Origin of the sequence: Pedobacter aquatilis (genome assembly GCF_032678405.1) — a bacterium.
GTDB classification, from domain to species: Bacteria; Bacteroidota; Bacteroidia; order Sphingobacteriales; family Sphingobacteriaceae; genus Pedobacter; species Pedobacter aquatilis_A.
Genome location: NZ_JAVTSJ010000001.1, coordinates 645,958 through 662,328, shown reverse-complemented (window position 1 = coordinate 662,328; position 16,371 = coordinate 645,958). Strand labels below are relative to the sequence as shown.

Genomic DNA, 16,371 nt, shown 5'->3' with positions numbered 1-16,371 from the left:
TTTTTATTGTTCGTAGATTTACGATTTTTTCGTAATTAAATTGGTGTTTTTTACGCTATTGGTATGCTATTAAAAGCTTATGCTACTCTTAACAAAGCCTTTAGGGTCTTTTTTGAAAGCCACTTTAAGTTTATCCAAGCTCTTTTTGTCGGTTTTAACCGCATTTTGAGGTAATGATATAGTATTCTCAAAATAAGCAGTACCAACATCGCGGCCAATCAACTGGTCGATGGGATTAAAATCGCCTGGTGCTGCATTCGGTCTTTTCGTTACGTCATCAATTCGTTCGTGTTCTCCTGCTCTGGCATTTTCTATCCCGGCAAACTGGAATTTAATAAGCTGATCTTCATCATAAGCTTCTATAATTAAACCTGGCAATCCAATTAATTTCCAGGGCCCATAGGGTAGAGGGTATTCAGTAGAGAACCAGGCAATCCAGTTTTTTCCATTGTATTTGCCTGTTGCTTTCTTACAACTTAATCCCGAAAAGCTCAGGGTGTCTTTAGTAATCTGCCAGCTTATTTGTGGGGGTTTTTCTTCGTAAACATAGCTTTGGAGTGCGATTACTTCTTTTGTGAAGAACTTATCTTCTTTATTGAAATACAGGCAACTCGAAGTTGTCATCCATTCAGATGGTTTTGTATCAATGATAACGGCTTGCGGGCGGCCATTTCCTATGCGGTTTTTTATCGACGCCCTGAAACTATTATCGCTGGCTATTTCATAGTTTAATTTATCATAACTGGTGTATAGGGAAGCATTTTTTCCTGTAAATAAGAGCATATTTTCAGTTCGTGTTTTGCCCGATGGGAGTGTATCGAGAAGGTTGGTATATGTGTACCTCACGCGGGCCAGTACTTTGTCTGGTTTTTGTGCATAGAGCTTTGTTGCAAAGACCAAAGCGAAATGAAAAATTAAAATAGTTCTTTTCATATTATTTAGTTTTCGTAAAACTACGAAATTATCGTAATAATAAAAAGAATTAACATTTTTTAACTTTTAGTTTTTTACGTGGTGATAACAAGCTTGCGTTTCAGCTGATCGCTTGAACTTTGAAATACTAAACGATAAATACAGGCTATAAAACCTCATGCTTTCAGGTATTCTCTTTGAACAAAGCTCGATTTTGGATTTTAGAACGAACCGAATATCCTGCCGATTTAATTAAGTGAAATTATTTTTGATATGTGTTTGTGTGTTAATTGAATTTGTTCTATATTTGCACCTCGTTAAATAAAAATTAAAAAACTAATATTTAAACAATGTACGCAATAGTAAATATAGCAGGCCAGCAATTTAAGGTTGCTAAAGACCAGCACCTTTTTGTACACAGATTACAAGGAGATGAAGGCGCTAGTATTGAATTTGATAACGTATTGTTGGTTGATAACGGTGGTGCAATTACTGTAGGTGCTCCTGCAGTTAAAGGTGCTAAAGTTTCAGCGACTATCGTATCTCATTTAAAAGGTGATAAAGTAATCGTTTTTCACAAAAAACGTAGAAAAGGTTACAAAAAGAAAAACGGTCACCGCCAGTTTTTCACTAAAATTCAGATTTCTGATATCACTCTATAATTAATTGTTAACCCAATAATTCGCTTTTAGCGAGTTACAAAATATAAAATCATGGCACACAAAAAAGGAGCCGGTAGTTCGAAAAACGGACGTGAATCGCATAGTAAGCGTTTAGGTATTAAAGTTTTCGGTGGTCAGTTAGCTATCGCAGGAAACATTTTAGTACGTCAACGTGGTACAAAACACCACCCGGATAAAGGGGTTGGTATTGGTAAAGACCATACTTTATTCGCTTTGGTTGATGGAACAGTTGTTTTCAGAAAGAAAGCTGATAACAAATCTTATGTTTCTATTCTTCCTTACGTTGAAACAGAAGTTGTAGCTGAGCCGGTTAAAAAAGCACCAGCTGCTAAAAAAGAAGCTGTAGCTAAAGAAGTTGCTGCTGAAGCACCTGCTAAAAAAGCACCAGCAAAAAAAGCTGCTAAAAAAGACGAAGCTACTGAAGAAGCTGCAGCTGCAGAATAATTAGTAACAAACTTATATTAAAAAGCTCCCTGGTTTTACATCAGGGAGCTTTTTGTGTTTTATGCTTTTTTGTATTTAACATGGTTAAACTCTGTTAAATAACAAATTTTAACAAGTACCAGGTATAACTTAGCGCAAAATATAAGCGCAATGAGTATTAAAATTACAAGCCTGCTTATCGGAACAATTATACTAACCAGCCTTTCTTTAAGGGCTCAGGAAATTGAAGAAAATAGCAGAATGATAAAGCCATTTAAGGCTGATGGAATATCGAATGAGTGGGATGAACCATTAAATCAATATAATGATGCAACAAAACTGGCCTTTGCTTTGGCAAATGATGATAAAAACTTCTACATTATCATAGAATCTTTAGATCCTCAGACTACATTCAGTATCTTGAGAGGAGGAATAACGCTGAACATTAATACACAGGGAAAGAAGAAGGATGGCATTAAATTAGTTTTTCCGTTGATAGAACAACCTGCAATGCCGCAAGAACATGAAATACCTGAGCGCAAGGAGTTGGATGCACCTCCACCTGAAAACATCGATAAACATGTTGAGCCTTCTCTGACGAATAAAAGCATTAAAGTTTCGGGTTTCAAAAATATTAAAGATGGAAATTTGCCCGCAATGAATGAATACGGTGTTGAAGCCGGAATGAATATTCATCCGAACAGGGATTTAATTTACGAACTAAGCATTCCGCTGGAACAACTAGGCGTTAATTTAGATTTGAAAAAACCAATTGCATACAATATTAAAATTAATCAACCCAATAAACCTGATTTTAAGAAAGATGGCAAAGGACCACAAGGAGGAGGCAGGCCAGGTGGAAGAGGTGGCATGGGTGGCGGCATGGGCTCGCCCGGTGGTATGGGAGGCGGAAGAGGTCAGCGACCACATGAAGGAGGAATGGAAAATCAGGAGAATAAGAAGTCTGACTTCTGGATTAAATACAAACTGGCAAAATAACCCCAATTAAATACAAATGCGAAGTCGGTTTTTAGTTAAGCCGACTTCTTTAACTTTCAGGTAATTAATACTGCCTGGCCATCAATTGTGCAGTAAGATCTAAAATATTTGCTTTCGCAGCATCGCTAACATTAATCTGTGCCATTAATTCGAGTGCTTTGTTCATATAATTATCCATTGTTTGTTTTGCAATGTTTTGAATGTCCAATACATCGTAAACCTGTGTTATGGCTGCAACTTTTTCTTTAACATCAAATTCCTGGTGTTTTGTCCAGGTTTGTAATGTCTGCAGCTGTTCTTTTTCGGCAAGCTCGAACGCTTTTAATAAGAGGAAAGTTTTCTTATTGGCAATAATATCGCCACCAACCTGTTTGCCAAACTTTTCAGGATCTGCATAAACATCAAGAATATCATCCTGAAGTTGAAAAGCAATACCTATGTTCTCGCCAAACCGGTAAATTAAATCAGCATCCTGCTCAGATGCTTCGCCAATGATAGCGCCGAGTTTTAGGGCACCCCCTAGCAAAACAGCCGTTTTCAACCTAATCATGTTAATGTACTCATCAATGGTTACATCATCACGGTTTTCGAATTCCATATCCAGCTGCTGGCCTTCACAAACGCCCTGCGCAGTGGCATTAAATGTATCAAGGGCATCTTTTAAAAATACCGGGTTTACTCTTGCCAGGTTTTTATTCGCTTCAACCATCATTACATCACCACTTAGAATAGCTGTGTTGGTACTCCACTTTTCATGAACGGTTGCTTTCCCTCTCCGCAACGGAGCATTATCCATGATATCATCGTGTACAAGCGTGAAATTGTGAAACACTTCGATTGCCATAGCAGCATGTACTGCATCATTTGGGTTTTTACCAAATAGCTCAGTAGACATCAATACCAACAACGGACGAATTCTTTTACCGCCAAGATTTATGATATAAGTTATTGGTTCGTAAAGATGCCTGGGGTTTTCAGGAAACTTTAAGTTAGTAATTGCTGTTTCTAGAATTTCTTGTAACTGTATGATGCTGTACATTCGTAATTTTAAGGGTTAATCATCGTGCCAAAGGCATTCTGGCCTTCCATCATTTTACTAAACTTGTCTTCAAGTGATGTTTGCTTAACAATTGGATTATTTCGCCAAAAATCGGCATTATATTTTATAGATTCTACAACATTTTTGTCTTTAGTGTCACGTTTTACATGCTGGAAATTTTCGTTTTTTAATGAGTTATCTTCCTGGTAAACGGTTAACAGTGAGCTTACAATTGCACTTAAATCATTGGAGCGCATTCTATCCATTTGGCTAACAGCTAAGTACATTTTTGTAGAGATGCTTTCGAGCAGGTTTATATCACCTGAACTGTTTTTAAAGGTTGCTACGGTTTTAACAATAGGTGGATATTTAAAACTTGCACCTTCATCTAAATCCATTGGCAGGTTCATAATATTTTGTTCCAGGCGATAGATTTTGAAATCACTGGTGCCTACGTAAAAAGTTGCGTTGGCATAAAACTGATTTTTGCCTCCTTTTTTAATTGTGCAGTTAATTACTGCAATATCCTGGTTGGCCTGTTCAATGTAACGTTCAATTTCAATGTTGTATTTGTCGAGTGTTTTCTCGGTAACAAATGTACCGGAAGCTGCCAGACTAAGATATCCGCTGGAATTAAAAGTAAAATAAGACTGGTTACTCAAATCAAAAGCATATTGGTTTTTACTTTCTGCAAACCTGGTTTGCCTGGCAATCCAGCCCGTAGTGCGGGTAACATTCCATTTAATATCGTAGAATATTTCATGAATTTTTGTCGGGTTGTTGTTTACTGAAGTTAGCTGACGGTAAAAAGCCTTTAAATAATGGTTTTCATCTTTATATTTTGCTGCCTTTTCAAAAGCACTTTTTAATATTCTTTTTCCCTGAAAAGGATCTATTTTTACTTCCGCTAAGTTAATGGCGGCCTGTTTCAGTTTAATAACCAGGTTTTCGGAAATGCTTTTAACTTCAGCTTCGCCATTCAGATAGCTAACATGGCTAAACTTCAGTTTTACCGGAAGGGCAGTAGCTTTGATAACAAAATCTCCGTTTTCGTTGGTTATTGAAGTGGTTTGCGTACCAACAATCATAAGCGATACAAAAGGAACTGGAGCTCCCGAAACCTCATCAATAACTTTACCCTGAAGAGTTTGCGCATAGCTTTTTAAGCTCAAGATAAAAAGTAAAAAGAAACAAATATTTTTTAGCATTTATAAAACTAATGAAAAATCTATCTGTCGCTTAGCGAGATCCACTTTTTTAACTTTTATTATCACTTCATCACCTAATTGATACTTTTTCTTTTTACGCTGACCGATAATGCAATAGTTTTTTTCGTCCAGTACGTAGAAATCATCAGCAATCTCCCGCAGGCGAACCATACCTTCACATTTGTTTTCCTCAATTTCTACATACATACCCCATTCGGTAACGCCGGTTATAATGCCCGGATAAATCTTTCCGACATTCTCTTCCAGGTATTCTGCTTGTTTGTATTTGATTGATGCACGTTCTGCTTCAGCAGCTCTTTTTTCCATTGCAGATGAATGTACGCTGGCTACTTCGTAAAATTCTGCATCAGCTGATTTTCCCCCGGCAAGGTAATCCTGCAATAAGCGATGTACCATAACATCAGGATAACGGCGGATCGGTGAGGTAAAGTGGGTGTAGTATTCAAATGCCAATCCGTAGTGACTGGTTTTCTTTGTGGTATAAATTGCCTTAGCCATCGATCGGATAGCCAGTGAGGTAAGTACATTTTGTTCTTTCTTACCTTCTACATCGGCCATTAAATAATTAAGTGATCGGGCTATTTCTTTATCTGATTTGGTGTTGATTTTATAGCCAAAACGCGATGCGAAATTTGCAAAGGTATTCAAGCTTTCCATGTTTGGAGAATCGTGAACACGGTACACAAATGTCAGTTTGTTTTTACCCTTTAGCTTTGTTGCAATAAATTCAGCTACTTTACGGTTGGCCAGAAGCATATAGTCTTCGATAAGTTTATGGGCATCTTTGCGCTCTTTTACATAAACACCTATAGGTTTCCCATTTTCATCTAACTTAAACTTAACCTCAGTACTTTCAAAACTAATGGCTCCGTTTTTAAATTTCCGGTCGCGAAGGATGTAGGCCAGTTCGTTTAATTTAAGTATTTCTGTCACATAATCGCCGGCCTTATTTTCGATAACTTCCTGCGCTTCTTCATAACTGAAACGGCGATCAGAATGAATTACGGTTTTTCCATACCATTCAGCCTGTATATTAGCCTGATCATCCAGTTCAAAAACCGCTGCAAAGCATAATTTATCTTCATGCGGACGTAATGAACATACGCCATTACTTAAACGCTCCGGAAGCATGGGGATTACCCTGTCTACAAGATAAACAGAGGTAGCCCTGCTGTAAGCTTCTTTATCTAATTCAGTACCCTGGATAACATAGTGAGAAACATCTGCAATATGAACCCCGATTTCATGATTGCCATTTGGTAAGCGCTGATAAGAAATCGCATCGTCGAAATCCTTCGCGTCAGCCGGATCGATGGTAAAGGTTAATATATTTCTGAAATCGCGGCGTTTAGCAATTTCCGAGTCAGGGATTTCTTCGGGAATTACATTAGCTTCTTTTTCTACCGCTGGTGGAAAAGTTAAAGGGAAACCGTATTGGGCTAAAATGGCATTCATTTCAGTATTGTTCTCGCCCTGGTCGCCTAAAACATGCTTAACTGTTCCGATTGGGTTTTTTGCACCTTCCGGCCAATCGGTAAGGCTCACCAAAACCCGCTGGCCATTTTTAGCACCCAACGTGTCAGAAAGGGGTACAAAAATATCATGCATCATTTTTTTATCGTCGGCAATTACAAATGCAAATCTTTCCGATACTTTGATTACTCCGGTAAAATCAGATTTTGCCCTCTTGATGATTTCAATAACTTCACCATCATTTTTACGCCCGTTCTTTTTAGCAAAAACATATACTTTTACCAAATCACCGTGCAACGCATTTCTGAGTTTACGTGGCGCTACGAAAACATCTTTTTCAAATTCATCATCCGGGATAATATACGCAGAACCATCAGCGGTCATATCTACACGTCCGGTAAGGAAGTTTTGCAATTCTTTTAATTTGAACTTACCTTTTTCGGGTTCAAGGAAAATACCTGCACCTTTACCTTCCTTTAAAATTTCGAGGATAGTTTCTCTCGATTCCTGGTCGCTAAGGCTCAGTTTGGCAGAAACCTGTTTATAGTTTAAAGGTTGATTACTGTTTTTTTCGAAAACATCACTAACCAGTTGATTCAGAACCAATTTTATATTTGCAGATTTTCTCTTTGCCATGTGTTAATTGTAATTTACCGAAGATACAGAAAAGAGGCGAAATGTAGGCCGTAATGGTATGGTGTAAGCGATAAAAGAAACCATGCAGTAGGTAAAAAGAATGATGTAAACCCAATTAATTGCAGATGTGTTTATTCAGGTAACAGGCACAGGTACCTGATTTTTTTTCTTAATGAAGTATAGCTCAGGTGAACAACACCATCACGGCTTTGTATGATAGCAGGATAACTGTATTCACCATCCTGGTGATTTTCTAATGTATAAATATCTTTCCAGTTTTGTCCATCGGTTGAAAGGGCAAGTTTTAAAACAGACCTGCCTTCCCACCAGTTTTTACCTGCCTCAAGTGGATTATAAATCAGCAATTGTTTGCCGTTTTTTAATGTCACGGCATCGCTGCCCGAATTAGGGTTTGGTAAAGTCGTTTTTGTTAGTTTTGACCAGGTTTCGCCATTATCGGCTGACCAGCTTTGTATAATCACATTTTGCCGGCTTCTGCAAAGGAGTTGTAATTTCCCATCGGGATAACTGAGTATAGAAGGTTGTATTACGCCAAAGGTATCACAGTCAATTTCTATTTTTTTCCAATGCTTTGCATTCTTATCCGATTTTTCGATGTGTATGAGCCATTTTTTCTCATCAGTACTTTCAGTACTTGAAGGATAAAGAATACTGCCATTTGCAAGTTGAATGGGCTTATTTTTTATCGGACCTAAAAATCCATCGGGTAATTTTAGGGCTTCCGACCATGTTTTGCCACTGTCTTTTGAGGTTTTATATTCTGCCCACCAGGCTCGCGGATTTGGACCAACTTTATAATGCAAATAAAGTATGCCGTTCTTTGCCTTGAAAAGTACCGGATTCCAGCACGGAAAACGTAAACTATCATGCTGAATGCCATTTGCAATTTCAACAGGAGCTGACCATTTACCATTTTTGTTAATGGACGACCAGATTACAACATCATTGCTTCCCTCATGTTTACCACCAAACCAGGCACTTATTATGCTGTTTTTATCCAGTTCGGCTAATGTTGAAGCATGACAGGCTGCAAAAGGCGCTTTTTCAAAGATGTATTCTTCCTTTAAAATTTTAACCTGCGCATTTAAACTTGTAAAACTTATTAAGAGAAGTAATAAGCATAAGTAATGGCTGAAATTGCCCGATTTCTTAAGTGCCTGGAATTGCATCGATTAATTTTTTAGTATATGCCGCTTTCGGGTTGTTAAATATTTCTTCAGGAAAACCTTCCTCTTCAATTTTGCCCTTATTCATAACTAAAATCCTGTCGGAAATGTGCTTTACTACCGCTAAATCATGGGAAATGAAGATGTATGTTAAGCCAAATTCATGCTGTAAATCTTTAATCAGGTTTAAAACCTGTGCCTGTACAGAAACATCTAAAGCCGAAACCGATTCATCACAAATAATAAATTTTGGTTTCAATGCCAAAGCCCTTGCAATCACCACACGCTGGCGCTGACCGCCGCTAAATTCGTGCGGATACCGGTTATAATGCGTTTCATTTAAACCAACTTTATGCAATAACTCCAACACCTTTGCTTTGCGTTCTGTGTCGTTTTTTAAAAGTTTATGTACCTGTAAAGGCTCCAGGATGGATTGACCTATAGTAAGCTTAGGATTTAAGGAGGCGTAGGGGTCTTGAAAAATAATCTGTATATCTTTTCTCAGCTTTCTCAGTTCGCTTTTACCGATATGGGTTATCTCATTTCCTTCAAAAATAATGCTGCCCGCAGTAGGCTCAATTAATCGTAGGATACTGCGGCCTAATGTAGTTTTACCACAACCCGACTCACCAACCAGGCCTAGCGTTTCGCCCGGGTAAACTTTAAAATTAATCTCATCTACCGCTTTAACATATTCTTTTGTTTTATTGAAAAAGCCATTGTTAATGGGATACCAGGTGCATAAATTTTTTATTTCCAGTAAGGGAGCTTTTGCATACAATTCATTTCTCCGGCTTTGAATTTCTGCTGCTGTTATTTGGTTTGAAGGATTTAAATGAGCAGAGGCATCATCAATTGCTCCTGTAAGAAAATCAGCTACCACAGGTAACTTTTTGAGTTGCAGGGCAGGCGATGGCCGGCAAGCAAGCAAGCCTTTGGTATAGGGATGTTGAGGGTTCTGAAAGATTGATTTTGCATTACCCTGTTCAACAATTTCGCCTTTGTACATGACCACTAAATCATCGGCAATTTCATGTACCACCCCCAAATCATGGGAAATGAATATCATTGCCATGTGGCGTTCTTCTTTTAGTTTTAATAGGAGCTGCAAGATGGTTTTCTGAACCGTAACATCGAGTGCAGTTGTCGGTTCATCGGCAATTAATAGTTTTGGATTGCAACTTAAGGCCATGGCAATCATCACGCGTTGCTTTTGTCCACCCGAAAGCTGATGTGGGTAACTTTCAAATATCTTTTCCGGACGCGGTAACTGTACCTCTTTAAAAAGTGCTATCGTTTGTCTTTTTGCTTCTGCTTTGTTAACTTTTTGATGGAGAATAATGGCTTCAGCAACCTGATCGCCGCAGGTAAATACCGGATTAAGCGAAGTCATCGGCTCCTGAAAAATCATTGATACCTGGTTACCCCGATACTTTCTGATCTCATTGCTACTAAGGTTAAGCAAACTAACGCTGTCGAAATCTATTGCACCGGCAATGCGGGCAGAACGCTCATCGTGTAAACGCATAATAGAGAACGAAGTAACGGATTTACCCGAACCAGATTCGCCGACAATGCCTAAAACAGTGCCTTTTTTTACGTTAAAACTAATTTGTTTTACAGCGTTAAACCAGGTTTTTTCCTCCTGGTTAAAGAAATCGATATTTAAATTTTCAACGTTTAGCATCAGATTTTTGAAATAATAAGCTCAATTGAGCCTGCCTCTAAGCTGTTATAGTCGTCTAAATGGTAGTGACAACCAATTGGTGTTTCATCATGTGCTAAGGATAGTAGCTGCTTTGCAAGAGAAATGAGGCCTGCTTTATTAGCCTGAATTTGGATTTGATCATCAACAATGTCGGTTTTAACGATAAATCCATCCACCCAACTAGATTGCAATCCTAGGTTATTATCATATTTGGGGATTTCCAGTTTTACTTCGACCTTCATTTAAGTTACAATGGTAATGTTTTCTGGCGGAATTATATCCATTCCTTTAAATTTTAATAATACCTGAGCTGTTGTAATTACATCTTTCTGGCAATAAGTTACAATGCGTGGCAAATTTTTTTCTTCATAATAAACCTGCCTGACCATGCTGCCGTCAATATCATCTTTGGGTGTAGGAACATTTAAAATGGCAGCAATTAAATTCAAGGAGGTGTAATGCTTGTAATCACCAAACTTCCAGAGTTCCATCGTGTCGAGGTGGTTTACTTCCCAGGGCTTTTTACCCGAAATCTGAAGCTGTACCGGAATCTCCAATGTGTTAATCAAAAAACGCCGGCATAAATAGGGTAAATCAAATTCCTTTCCATTGTGCGCACAAAACATTAAGGTAGCAGGCTGTTTTTGTAATAAGTTAGAAAAGCTGGTTAAAAGCTGTCTTTCGTCATTGCCTGAAATTGATTTTATGCGTAAATATTGTGTTTTTTCATACATGTAAAAAACACCCATACTGATGCAAACAATCTTGCCGAATTCAGCCATTATGCCGGCTCTATCATAAAAGTCATCTGGAGTTTGTTTAGGCTTTCGCTGGTAATGTGTTTTTTGCTCCCATAAATCCTGCAAATGCGGTGGAACTTCATTATAAGAAGCATATTGAGGCACGGTTTCTATATCGATAACCATTACCTGGCTGAGGTCGACAGTTTTTAGCATATAACAATATAACGATTTTCTGAATAACAATAAGTCATTTAAGGTATTAGCTGTTTAACTAGAAAATTTTTTAAGTTTGAGTATGGCAAAAAGTAAGTTTGAACAATCACTTGAAGATGGGGCTCATAAAATGCTTTCCGGATTAGCCGGAGAATGGAATGGCATAACAAAAACATGGTTTGAGCAGGATGTACTGGCTGATGAATCGTCCGTTTCTGGGAAGATTTCGGAAATATTGGGAAACCGGTTTATTTCTTATGACTATAATGGTAGTCTGAATGAAAAGCCTTTAACTGGTAAAATGATTATTGGTTTCGATATCCCTTACCAGAAATTTACCTCAAGCTGGATTGATAGTTTTCATATGGGAACGCAGATTATGCTGTCGAGCGGCGATAGAACAGATAAAGGTTTTTCAATTTTAGGAACTTATGGCAATCCGGAGTATGGCGACCAGCTTTGGGGCTGGCGAACCGTATTGGAAGTCTTAAGTGCTGATGAAATAATGATTACGGCCTACAATGTAACGCCTGAAGGGGAAGAAACAAAAGCGACTGAGACGGTATTAAAGCGGATTTAATAACCGTATCAGGCTTTTAGAACCTGATACGGTTTTATTTGAACTTAGAATAAGGTTGGTGATGGTGTGGTGCCATTTCCCATTGTAGGGATTTTTAAATCCGTTCCGATGGCCTTATTTAATTTCTCAATAAAATAAGCCGACAAAAGGGGCGAAGCCAGTTCAACATTCTGGTGTACAAAGAAATAAAGATGCTGTAAGCCTTGTTCTTTCCAGTTTGCAATTCTTTCTACCCACTCTTCTAAACGGGCATAATCGCTTTCATGGTTTGCCCCAACGTAACGAACAAAGGCTGTAGGCGTAGTCAAGCGCATGTGCAGCATGTCTCTGCGTCCAGCGGTATCAACAATAATATTAGCAATGCCGTTATCTTCAAATAACTTGGCAAACTCCTTTGCAACAGCAGGATTCGAAAACCATTCTTCATTTCTCACTTCAACGCCCAAAGGAATAACTTTTGGAAACTCCTCTATCACCGTTTTTAAACGGTCGAAATCTTTTGGTTTAAAGTTATCATGCAACTGAAGAAAAGCCATACCCAGTTTATCTTCAAAATTACTGATGGCATCGCAAAATTGCGCTACAGGCTCCTTAACGTTAATTAATCTTTTAAAGTGGCTAACTGTATTTGTTAATTTAGGAAAGAATTTAAAATCAGCCGGTGTTTTTTGCGTCCAGGTGATCACTTGTTCGCTTGATGGCATTCCGTAGAAAGTGGCATTAAGCTCAATGGAATTAAATTGAGTTGAATAATAAGTTAACTCGTCTTTTGTTCCTTTTGGATAAAAACCTTTTAAATCAGCCTTATTCCATTTTGCACAACCTACTGATGCCTGAAAATTCTGATTTTTTTTATTGGCGGCTAATATTGCTGCTGTTTCCGGAGCATCTGCCGGAAGTGTGAAATCTATAATTGAGGGATCTTCTACTTGTCCGAATTTCATGGTAATTTTATTATGTGATACTAATTACATTAACTTCATCATTTGAACCCAAAAGAATCTCTATTGCCGGTTTAATTTTTGGTTTTAATTTTAACCAAAACTGTTTATTTGAGCAGTTCCCAAACCTAATTAATATCAGTTTTGGAGGTGCACCAAACCAATCAATTAATTCTTTGAAATCGAGGTCTTTAGAAATGATGATAACATTTTTTTTAATTTGAGCCATTTTAAAAATGGTCATGTCATCTACTCCATGCAGATTTAAACTATAAGAAGATTTTGTTTTAAAATTTGTGTATTCTGTGAGCCATTTGGCAATAATAGGGGATATGTTGGTGTCGGTCCAAATTTCCCATTTACTCATACATCAGGTCCTCATCAACTTTTTGAGCACTATATAGTAAAACAGCTACAATATCTTCTTTTTCGAGAATTGGATGCTCTTCTAGTATTTGTTCTTCACTCATGCCGCTAGCCAATAGTTCAAGTACATCAGAAACAGGGAATCTTAACCCACGTATTGTAGGTCTACCGCCCATCAAACCATCTGTCGCAATGATTCTATCAAATAATTGAATTTGTTCTTGTGCCATAATCAAATATAAAAAAAATCCCTCAGTTTTTAAAACTGAGGGATTTGCACCTTATTTTAATTTTAGAATTTATTATTTCTAGATTGAAAACTGCTAACTAAGCTTAGTAACCCAATATCTTCAATACCTGCTTACTGTTCTGCTCTTCACCAAAAACCTCAAAATTGAAACTTTCGTCGCGGTTTCTGCGGATTAATACGTGTTTCGGACTAGGCAATAAACAATGGTGAATACCACCGTAACCGCTTAATACTTCCTGGTATGCTCCTGTATGGAAGAAACCAAGGTACTGAACTTTACGTGTTTTAGGCATAAAAACGCTGTTCATATGTGCTTCCTGGTTGTAGTAATCCTGCCCGTCGCAGGTAATTCCCCCTAAGTTTACACGTTCGTACTCTGCATCCCAATTGTTGATGGGTAAAAGAATATATTTTTGGTTTAATGCCCAAACATCTGGCAAATTCGTAATGAATGAACCATCAAGCATTAACCAGCGCTCACGGTCATTTTGCTGTTTACGACCTAAAACTTTATATAAAATACCTGATGCTTCAGCTACTGTATATTTACCGAATTCAGTAATAATATCCGGTTCCATAACATCGTGAATGGCACAGATTTCTTTAATCCTTTTTACAATTTCATTTACCATGTATTCGTAATCGAAATCGAATACCAGTGAATCTTTAAATGGCATTCCACCACCTATATCAAGGGTATCTAAATCCGGATTAATCTTTTTGAACTTGCAATAAAGCGTTACATATTTCTCAAGCTCATTCCAGTAGTATGGTGAATCGGTGATTCCCGAGTTGATGAAAAAGTGTAATAACTTTACCTTGAAATTCGGGTTATGAACGATTTTGTTATTATAGAAATCGATTACATCTTCCATACGAACACCTAAACGGGAAGTATAGAATTGCGAATCTGGTTGCTCCTCTGCTGCAATGCGGATACCCAGATTACAAGGTTCTTCCATTTCTACCTCATCATCGTAAAGGTTAAATTCCTCTTTATTATCCAATACAGGGATGATGTTTTTATAACCATCATGCAACATATCGATGATGTATTGCTTATACTGGTAGGTTTTAAAACCGTTGCAGATGATGGTGGTATCTTTGGTTAAATGTCCTTTCTTCTCCAGGGCATCAACCATTGGCATATCAAATGCCGAAGAAGTTTCCAGGTGAATGTTGTTTTTCAGTGCTTCTTCCACAATGTGTCTGAAGTGAGAACTTTTTGTACAATAGCAATATTTATAATCACCACGGTAGTTGTTCTTTAGGATGGCAGTCTGAAAAAGAATCTTAGCTTGCTGAATTTTCTTGCTCACCAGAGGTAAGTAAGTGAAACGTAGGGGAGTACCGTAAGTTTCAATCATTTCCATCAGGTTTAAATCCTGAAAATATAATTCATCATCTATAACATCAAAGCCTTCCTGCGGAAAGCCAACGCTTAGATCGAGAAATTCTGAGTAACTCTGCATTTACTTTTAAATAATTTTTGCAAAAATGTAATTTTAAATCGAGAATTAATCTTTATTGAAAATATTTTTACTGTAGAGAAACGTCAGGGCTAAGACAAACTTCGCTTATAAATTGTTTTCTGTTTTTTACATGGGATTTTGAAGGACTAAAATACTGTCAATCTGAACTTGTTTCAGGTTCTGATCAACAGCTATCAGATTGCTCGTAGCTGGCTATGACGACTTGTGGAGTTAACCTACTCATCCTGTCCTCCTGAGCGGAGTCGAAGGACACTCATTAGTACTGGTTCAGCAGGGCGATAGTTAAAGATTGGTTCTTAACATTTGTTGAACAGTTGGCTGTTTACAATTACATAATTAACCTACTAAACAGTAACCAATAATCAATTTTCAATCAGGTTAACGAAAAGAGTGCTTTTCCGAATAATTCGGAACGTGCTGTCGTTCCTTCTCGCAATGACGACTTCTGAAAACTAGTGACTAATGACTAATGAACTAATGGCTAATGACCAATGACTAATGAACTATAATACAATAACCAATTAACTTTTTTGAGGCAAATGAATTTCGGCAAGCATACATCTTGCACTACCTCCGCCATTTTTTTCTATAGTATAAATTGGAGCGTAGATAATACGGCTATATTTTTCGAGCCGGGCAATTTGTTCATGATTTAAGGATAAATAAGCCTGTTCTGACATTACAAGCAAGCTTTCTCCTTTGTTGTTTGCCACCTGAAGCATGTTTCCTGCGAAACGGTTCATTTGCTCAAGGCTTATTTCGATAATTTCTTTACCCGTGCTTTGAAGCACCTGCGAAACGAAAATTTTTTCATGCACATTTGGGATAGAATCCAGACAAATTACTGCAAATTTATCTCCAATGCACATCATTACATTGGTATGGTAAATAGGAAAACCACTGCCATCTACCGAATTAAAAATTACTGATTTATATTCAGCCAGCTGGCAAAAGTTATTTAAGGCAGCTACATCTGTCCTGATGCTTAAACAGGCATAGGCAATTTTATTTACCCTATCCAGAACCATGCTTCCCGTTCCTTCCAGGTAAGCTTCCTGATGTTCGTAGAAACTTAAATCGCTGATGTGGCTGATTTCAAAGTTTGCTTCCAGACCATCTAAAATTTCCCTCCTGCGCTCAAGTCTTCTGTTTTCTGACGACATTGGGTAAAGGTAAACTGAACCATCCTCATGAAAAGAAACCCAGTTGTTTGGAAAAATAGAATCGGGTGTTTCTGGTTGTAATGTATCATCCACTACGGTTACATCCACATCGTTTTTCCTTAACAAGGCAACAAAACCATCAAACTCCTGTAATGCATGCGCCTGAACATCTGTTTGAGAAGATGCTACCTGAAATTTATTGTTCTCTGCAGTTTGCTCGTTGAATTTAAAATCAACCGGGCGAATCATTAATATGTGGTTAGTTGTTTGCATTTATAGTATCAGGTATTTAGTATCAAGTATTTATTATCAGGTATCAAGACCATTCCGGCA

Annotated in this window: 17 protein-coding genes; 4 read left to right on the top strand and 13 right to left on the bottom strand. The window is 37.7% G+C overall.

Annotated elements, in window-relative coordinates:
- Window positions 1-69: 69 nt before the first annotated feature.
- Complete coding sequence (locus tag R2R71_RS02845) at window positions 70-933, bottom strand: GLPGLI family protein (RefSeq protein WP_316829732.1); 864 nt, start codon at window positions 931-933, stop codon at window positions 70-72.
- Window positions 934-1,262: 329 nt separating this feature from the next.
- Here R2R71_RS02845 and rplU point away from each other — a divergent pair, with 329 nt between their 5' ends.
- The 3 genes from rplU (at window position 1,263) to R2R71_RS02830 (ending at window position 3,017) form a co-directional block, all read left to right on the top strand.
- Window positions 1,263-1,574, top strand: a complete 312-nt coding sequence (gene rplU, locus R2R71_RS02840) for a 50S ribosomal protein L21 (RefSeq protein ID WP_010601215.1) — start codon at window positions 1,263-1,265, stop codon at window positions 1,572-1,574.
- A 51-nt stretch (window positions 1,575-1,625) separates the two neighbouring features.
- Entirely contained in the window at window positions 1,626-2,039 is a 414-nt protein-coding gene (gene rpmA, locus R2R71_RS02835; protein WP_316829731.1) for a 50S ribosomal protein L27, read from the top strand.
- Between the two features lie 150 nt (window positions 2,040-2,189).
- Window positions 2,190-3,017: a hypothetical protein gene (locus R2R71_RS02830; protein ID WP_316829730.1), complete on the top strand. Its 828-nt coding sequence runs from the start codon at window positions 2,190-2,192 to the stop codon at window positions 3,015-3,017.
- Window positions 3,018-3,081: 64 nt separating this feature from the next.
- Here the strand turns inward: R2R71_RS02830 and R2R71_RS02825 are convergent, their stop codons facing one another.
- The 7 genes from R2R71_RS02825 to R2R71_RS02795 all read right to left on the bottom strand — a co-directional run bounded on the left by R2R71_RS02825 (window position 3,082) and on the right by R2R71_RS02795 (window position 11,245).
- On the bottom strand, window positions 3,082-4,056 hold the full coding sequence (locus R2R71_RS02825; RefSeq protein WP_316829729.1) for a polyprenyl synthetase family protein: 975 nt from the start codon (window positions 4,054-4,056) through the stop codon (window positions 3,082-3,084).
- A gap of 8 nt (window positions 4,057-4,064) precedes the next feature.
- Entirely contained in the window at window positions 4,065-5,228 is a 1,164-nt protein-coding gene (locus tag R2R71_RS02820) for a carboxypeptidase-like regulatory domain-containing protein (protein WP_316829728.1), read from the bottom strand.
- 36 nt (window positions 5,229-5,264) lie between these two features.
- Complete coding sequence (rnr, locus tag R2R71_RS02815) at window positions 5,265-7,394, bottom strand: ribonuclease R (protein WP_316829727.1); 2,130 nt, start codon at window positions 7,392-7,394, stop codon at window positions 5,265-5,267.
- Between the two features lie 131 nt (window positions 7,395-7,525).
- Entirely contained in the window at window positions 7,526-8,584 is a 1,059-nt protein-coding gene (locus R2R71_RS02810; protein WP_316829726.1) for a sialidase family protein, read from the bottom strand.
- A complete protein-coding gene (locus R2R71_RS02805) occupies window positions 8,565-10,268 on the bottom strand; it encodes an ABC transporter ATP-binding protein (RefSeq protein WP_316829725.1) in 1,704 nt (567 codons plus the stop codon). The genes R2R71_RS02810 and R2R71_RS02805 overlap by 20 nt, the downstream gene beginning before the upstream one ends.
- Window positions 10,268-10,531: a hypothetical protein gene (locus R2R71_RS02800; RefSeq protein WP_316829724.1), complete on the bottom strand. Its 264-nt coding sequence runs from the start codon at window positions 10,529-10,531 to the stop codon at window positions 10,268-10,270. The genes R2R71_RS02805 and R2R71_RS02800 overlap by 1 nt, the downstream gene beginning before the upstream one ends.
- The gene (locus R2R71_RS02795; protein ID WP_316829723.1) at window positions 10,532-11,245 is read right to left on the bottom strand and encodes a 3'-5' exonuclease; all 714 of its coding nucleotides are present in this window, start codon (window positions 11,243-11,245) and stop codon (window positions 10,532-10,534) included.
- A gap of 82 nt (window positions 11,246-11,327) precedes the next feature.
- Between R2R71_RS02795 and R2R71_RS02790 the strand changes: the two genes are divergently transcribed.
- Window positions 11,328-11,825: a DUF1579 domain-containing protein gene (locus R2R71_RS02790; protein ID WP_316829722.1), complete on the top strand. Its 498-nt coding sequence runs from the start codon at window positions 11,328-11,330 to the stop codon at window positions 11,823-11,825.
- Window positions 11,826-11,869: 44 nt separating this feature from the next.
- Here R2R71_RS02790 and R2R71_RS02785 read toward each other — a convergent pair whose 3' ends face one another.
- The 5 genes from R2R71_RS02785 to ctlX all read right to left on the bottom strand — a co-directional run bounded on the left by R2R71_RS02785 (window position 11,870) and on the right by ctlX (window position 16,311).
- Window positions 11,870-12,769 carry a DUF72 domain-containing protein gene (locus tag R2R71_RS02785; RefSeq protein WP_316829721.1) on the bottom strand — a complete coding sequence of 300 codons (900 nt, stop codon included), beginning with the start codon at window positions 12,767-12,769 and terminating at the stop codon, window positions 11,870-11,872.
- A 10-nt stretch (window positions 12,770-12,779) separates the two neighbouring features.
- Window positions 12,780-13,133 (bottom strand): DUF5615 family PIN-like protein, encoded by a 354-nt coding sequence (locus tag R2R71_RS02780; protein WP_316829720.1) that lies wholly within the window; start codon window positions 13,131-13,133, stop codon window positions 12,780-12,782.
- Window positions 13,126-13,362 carry a DUF433 domain-containing protein gene (locus tag R2R71_RS02775; protein WP_316829719.1) on the bottom strand — a complete coding sequence of 79 codons (237 nt, stop codon included), beginning with the start codon at window positions 13,360-13,362 and terminating at the stop codon, window positions 13,126-13,128. The genes R2R71_RS02780 and R2R71_RS02775 overlap by 8 nt, the downstream gene beginning before the upstream one ends.
- Before the next feature lie 103 nt (window positions 13,363-13,465).
- On the bottom strand, window positions 13,466-14,854 hold the full coding sequence (locus R2R71_RS02770) for an arginine decarboxylase (protein ID WP_316829718.1): 1,389 nt from the start codon (window positions 14,852-14,854) through the stop codon (window positions 13,466-13,468).
- A 542-nt stretch (window positions 14,855-15,396) separates the two neighbouring features.
- On the bottom strand, window positions 15,397-16,311 hold the full coding sequence (gene ctlX, locus R2R71_RS02765) for a citrulline utilization hydrolase CtlX (protein ID WP_316829717.1): 915 nt from the start codon (window positions 16,309-16,311) through the stop codon (window positions 15,397-15,399).
- Between the last annotated feature and the right edge of the window lie 60 nt (window positions 16,312-16,371).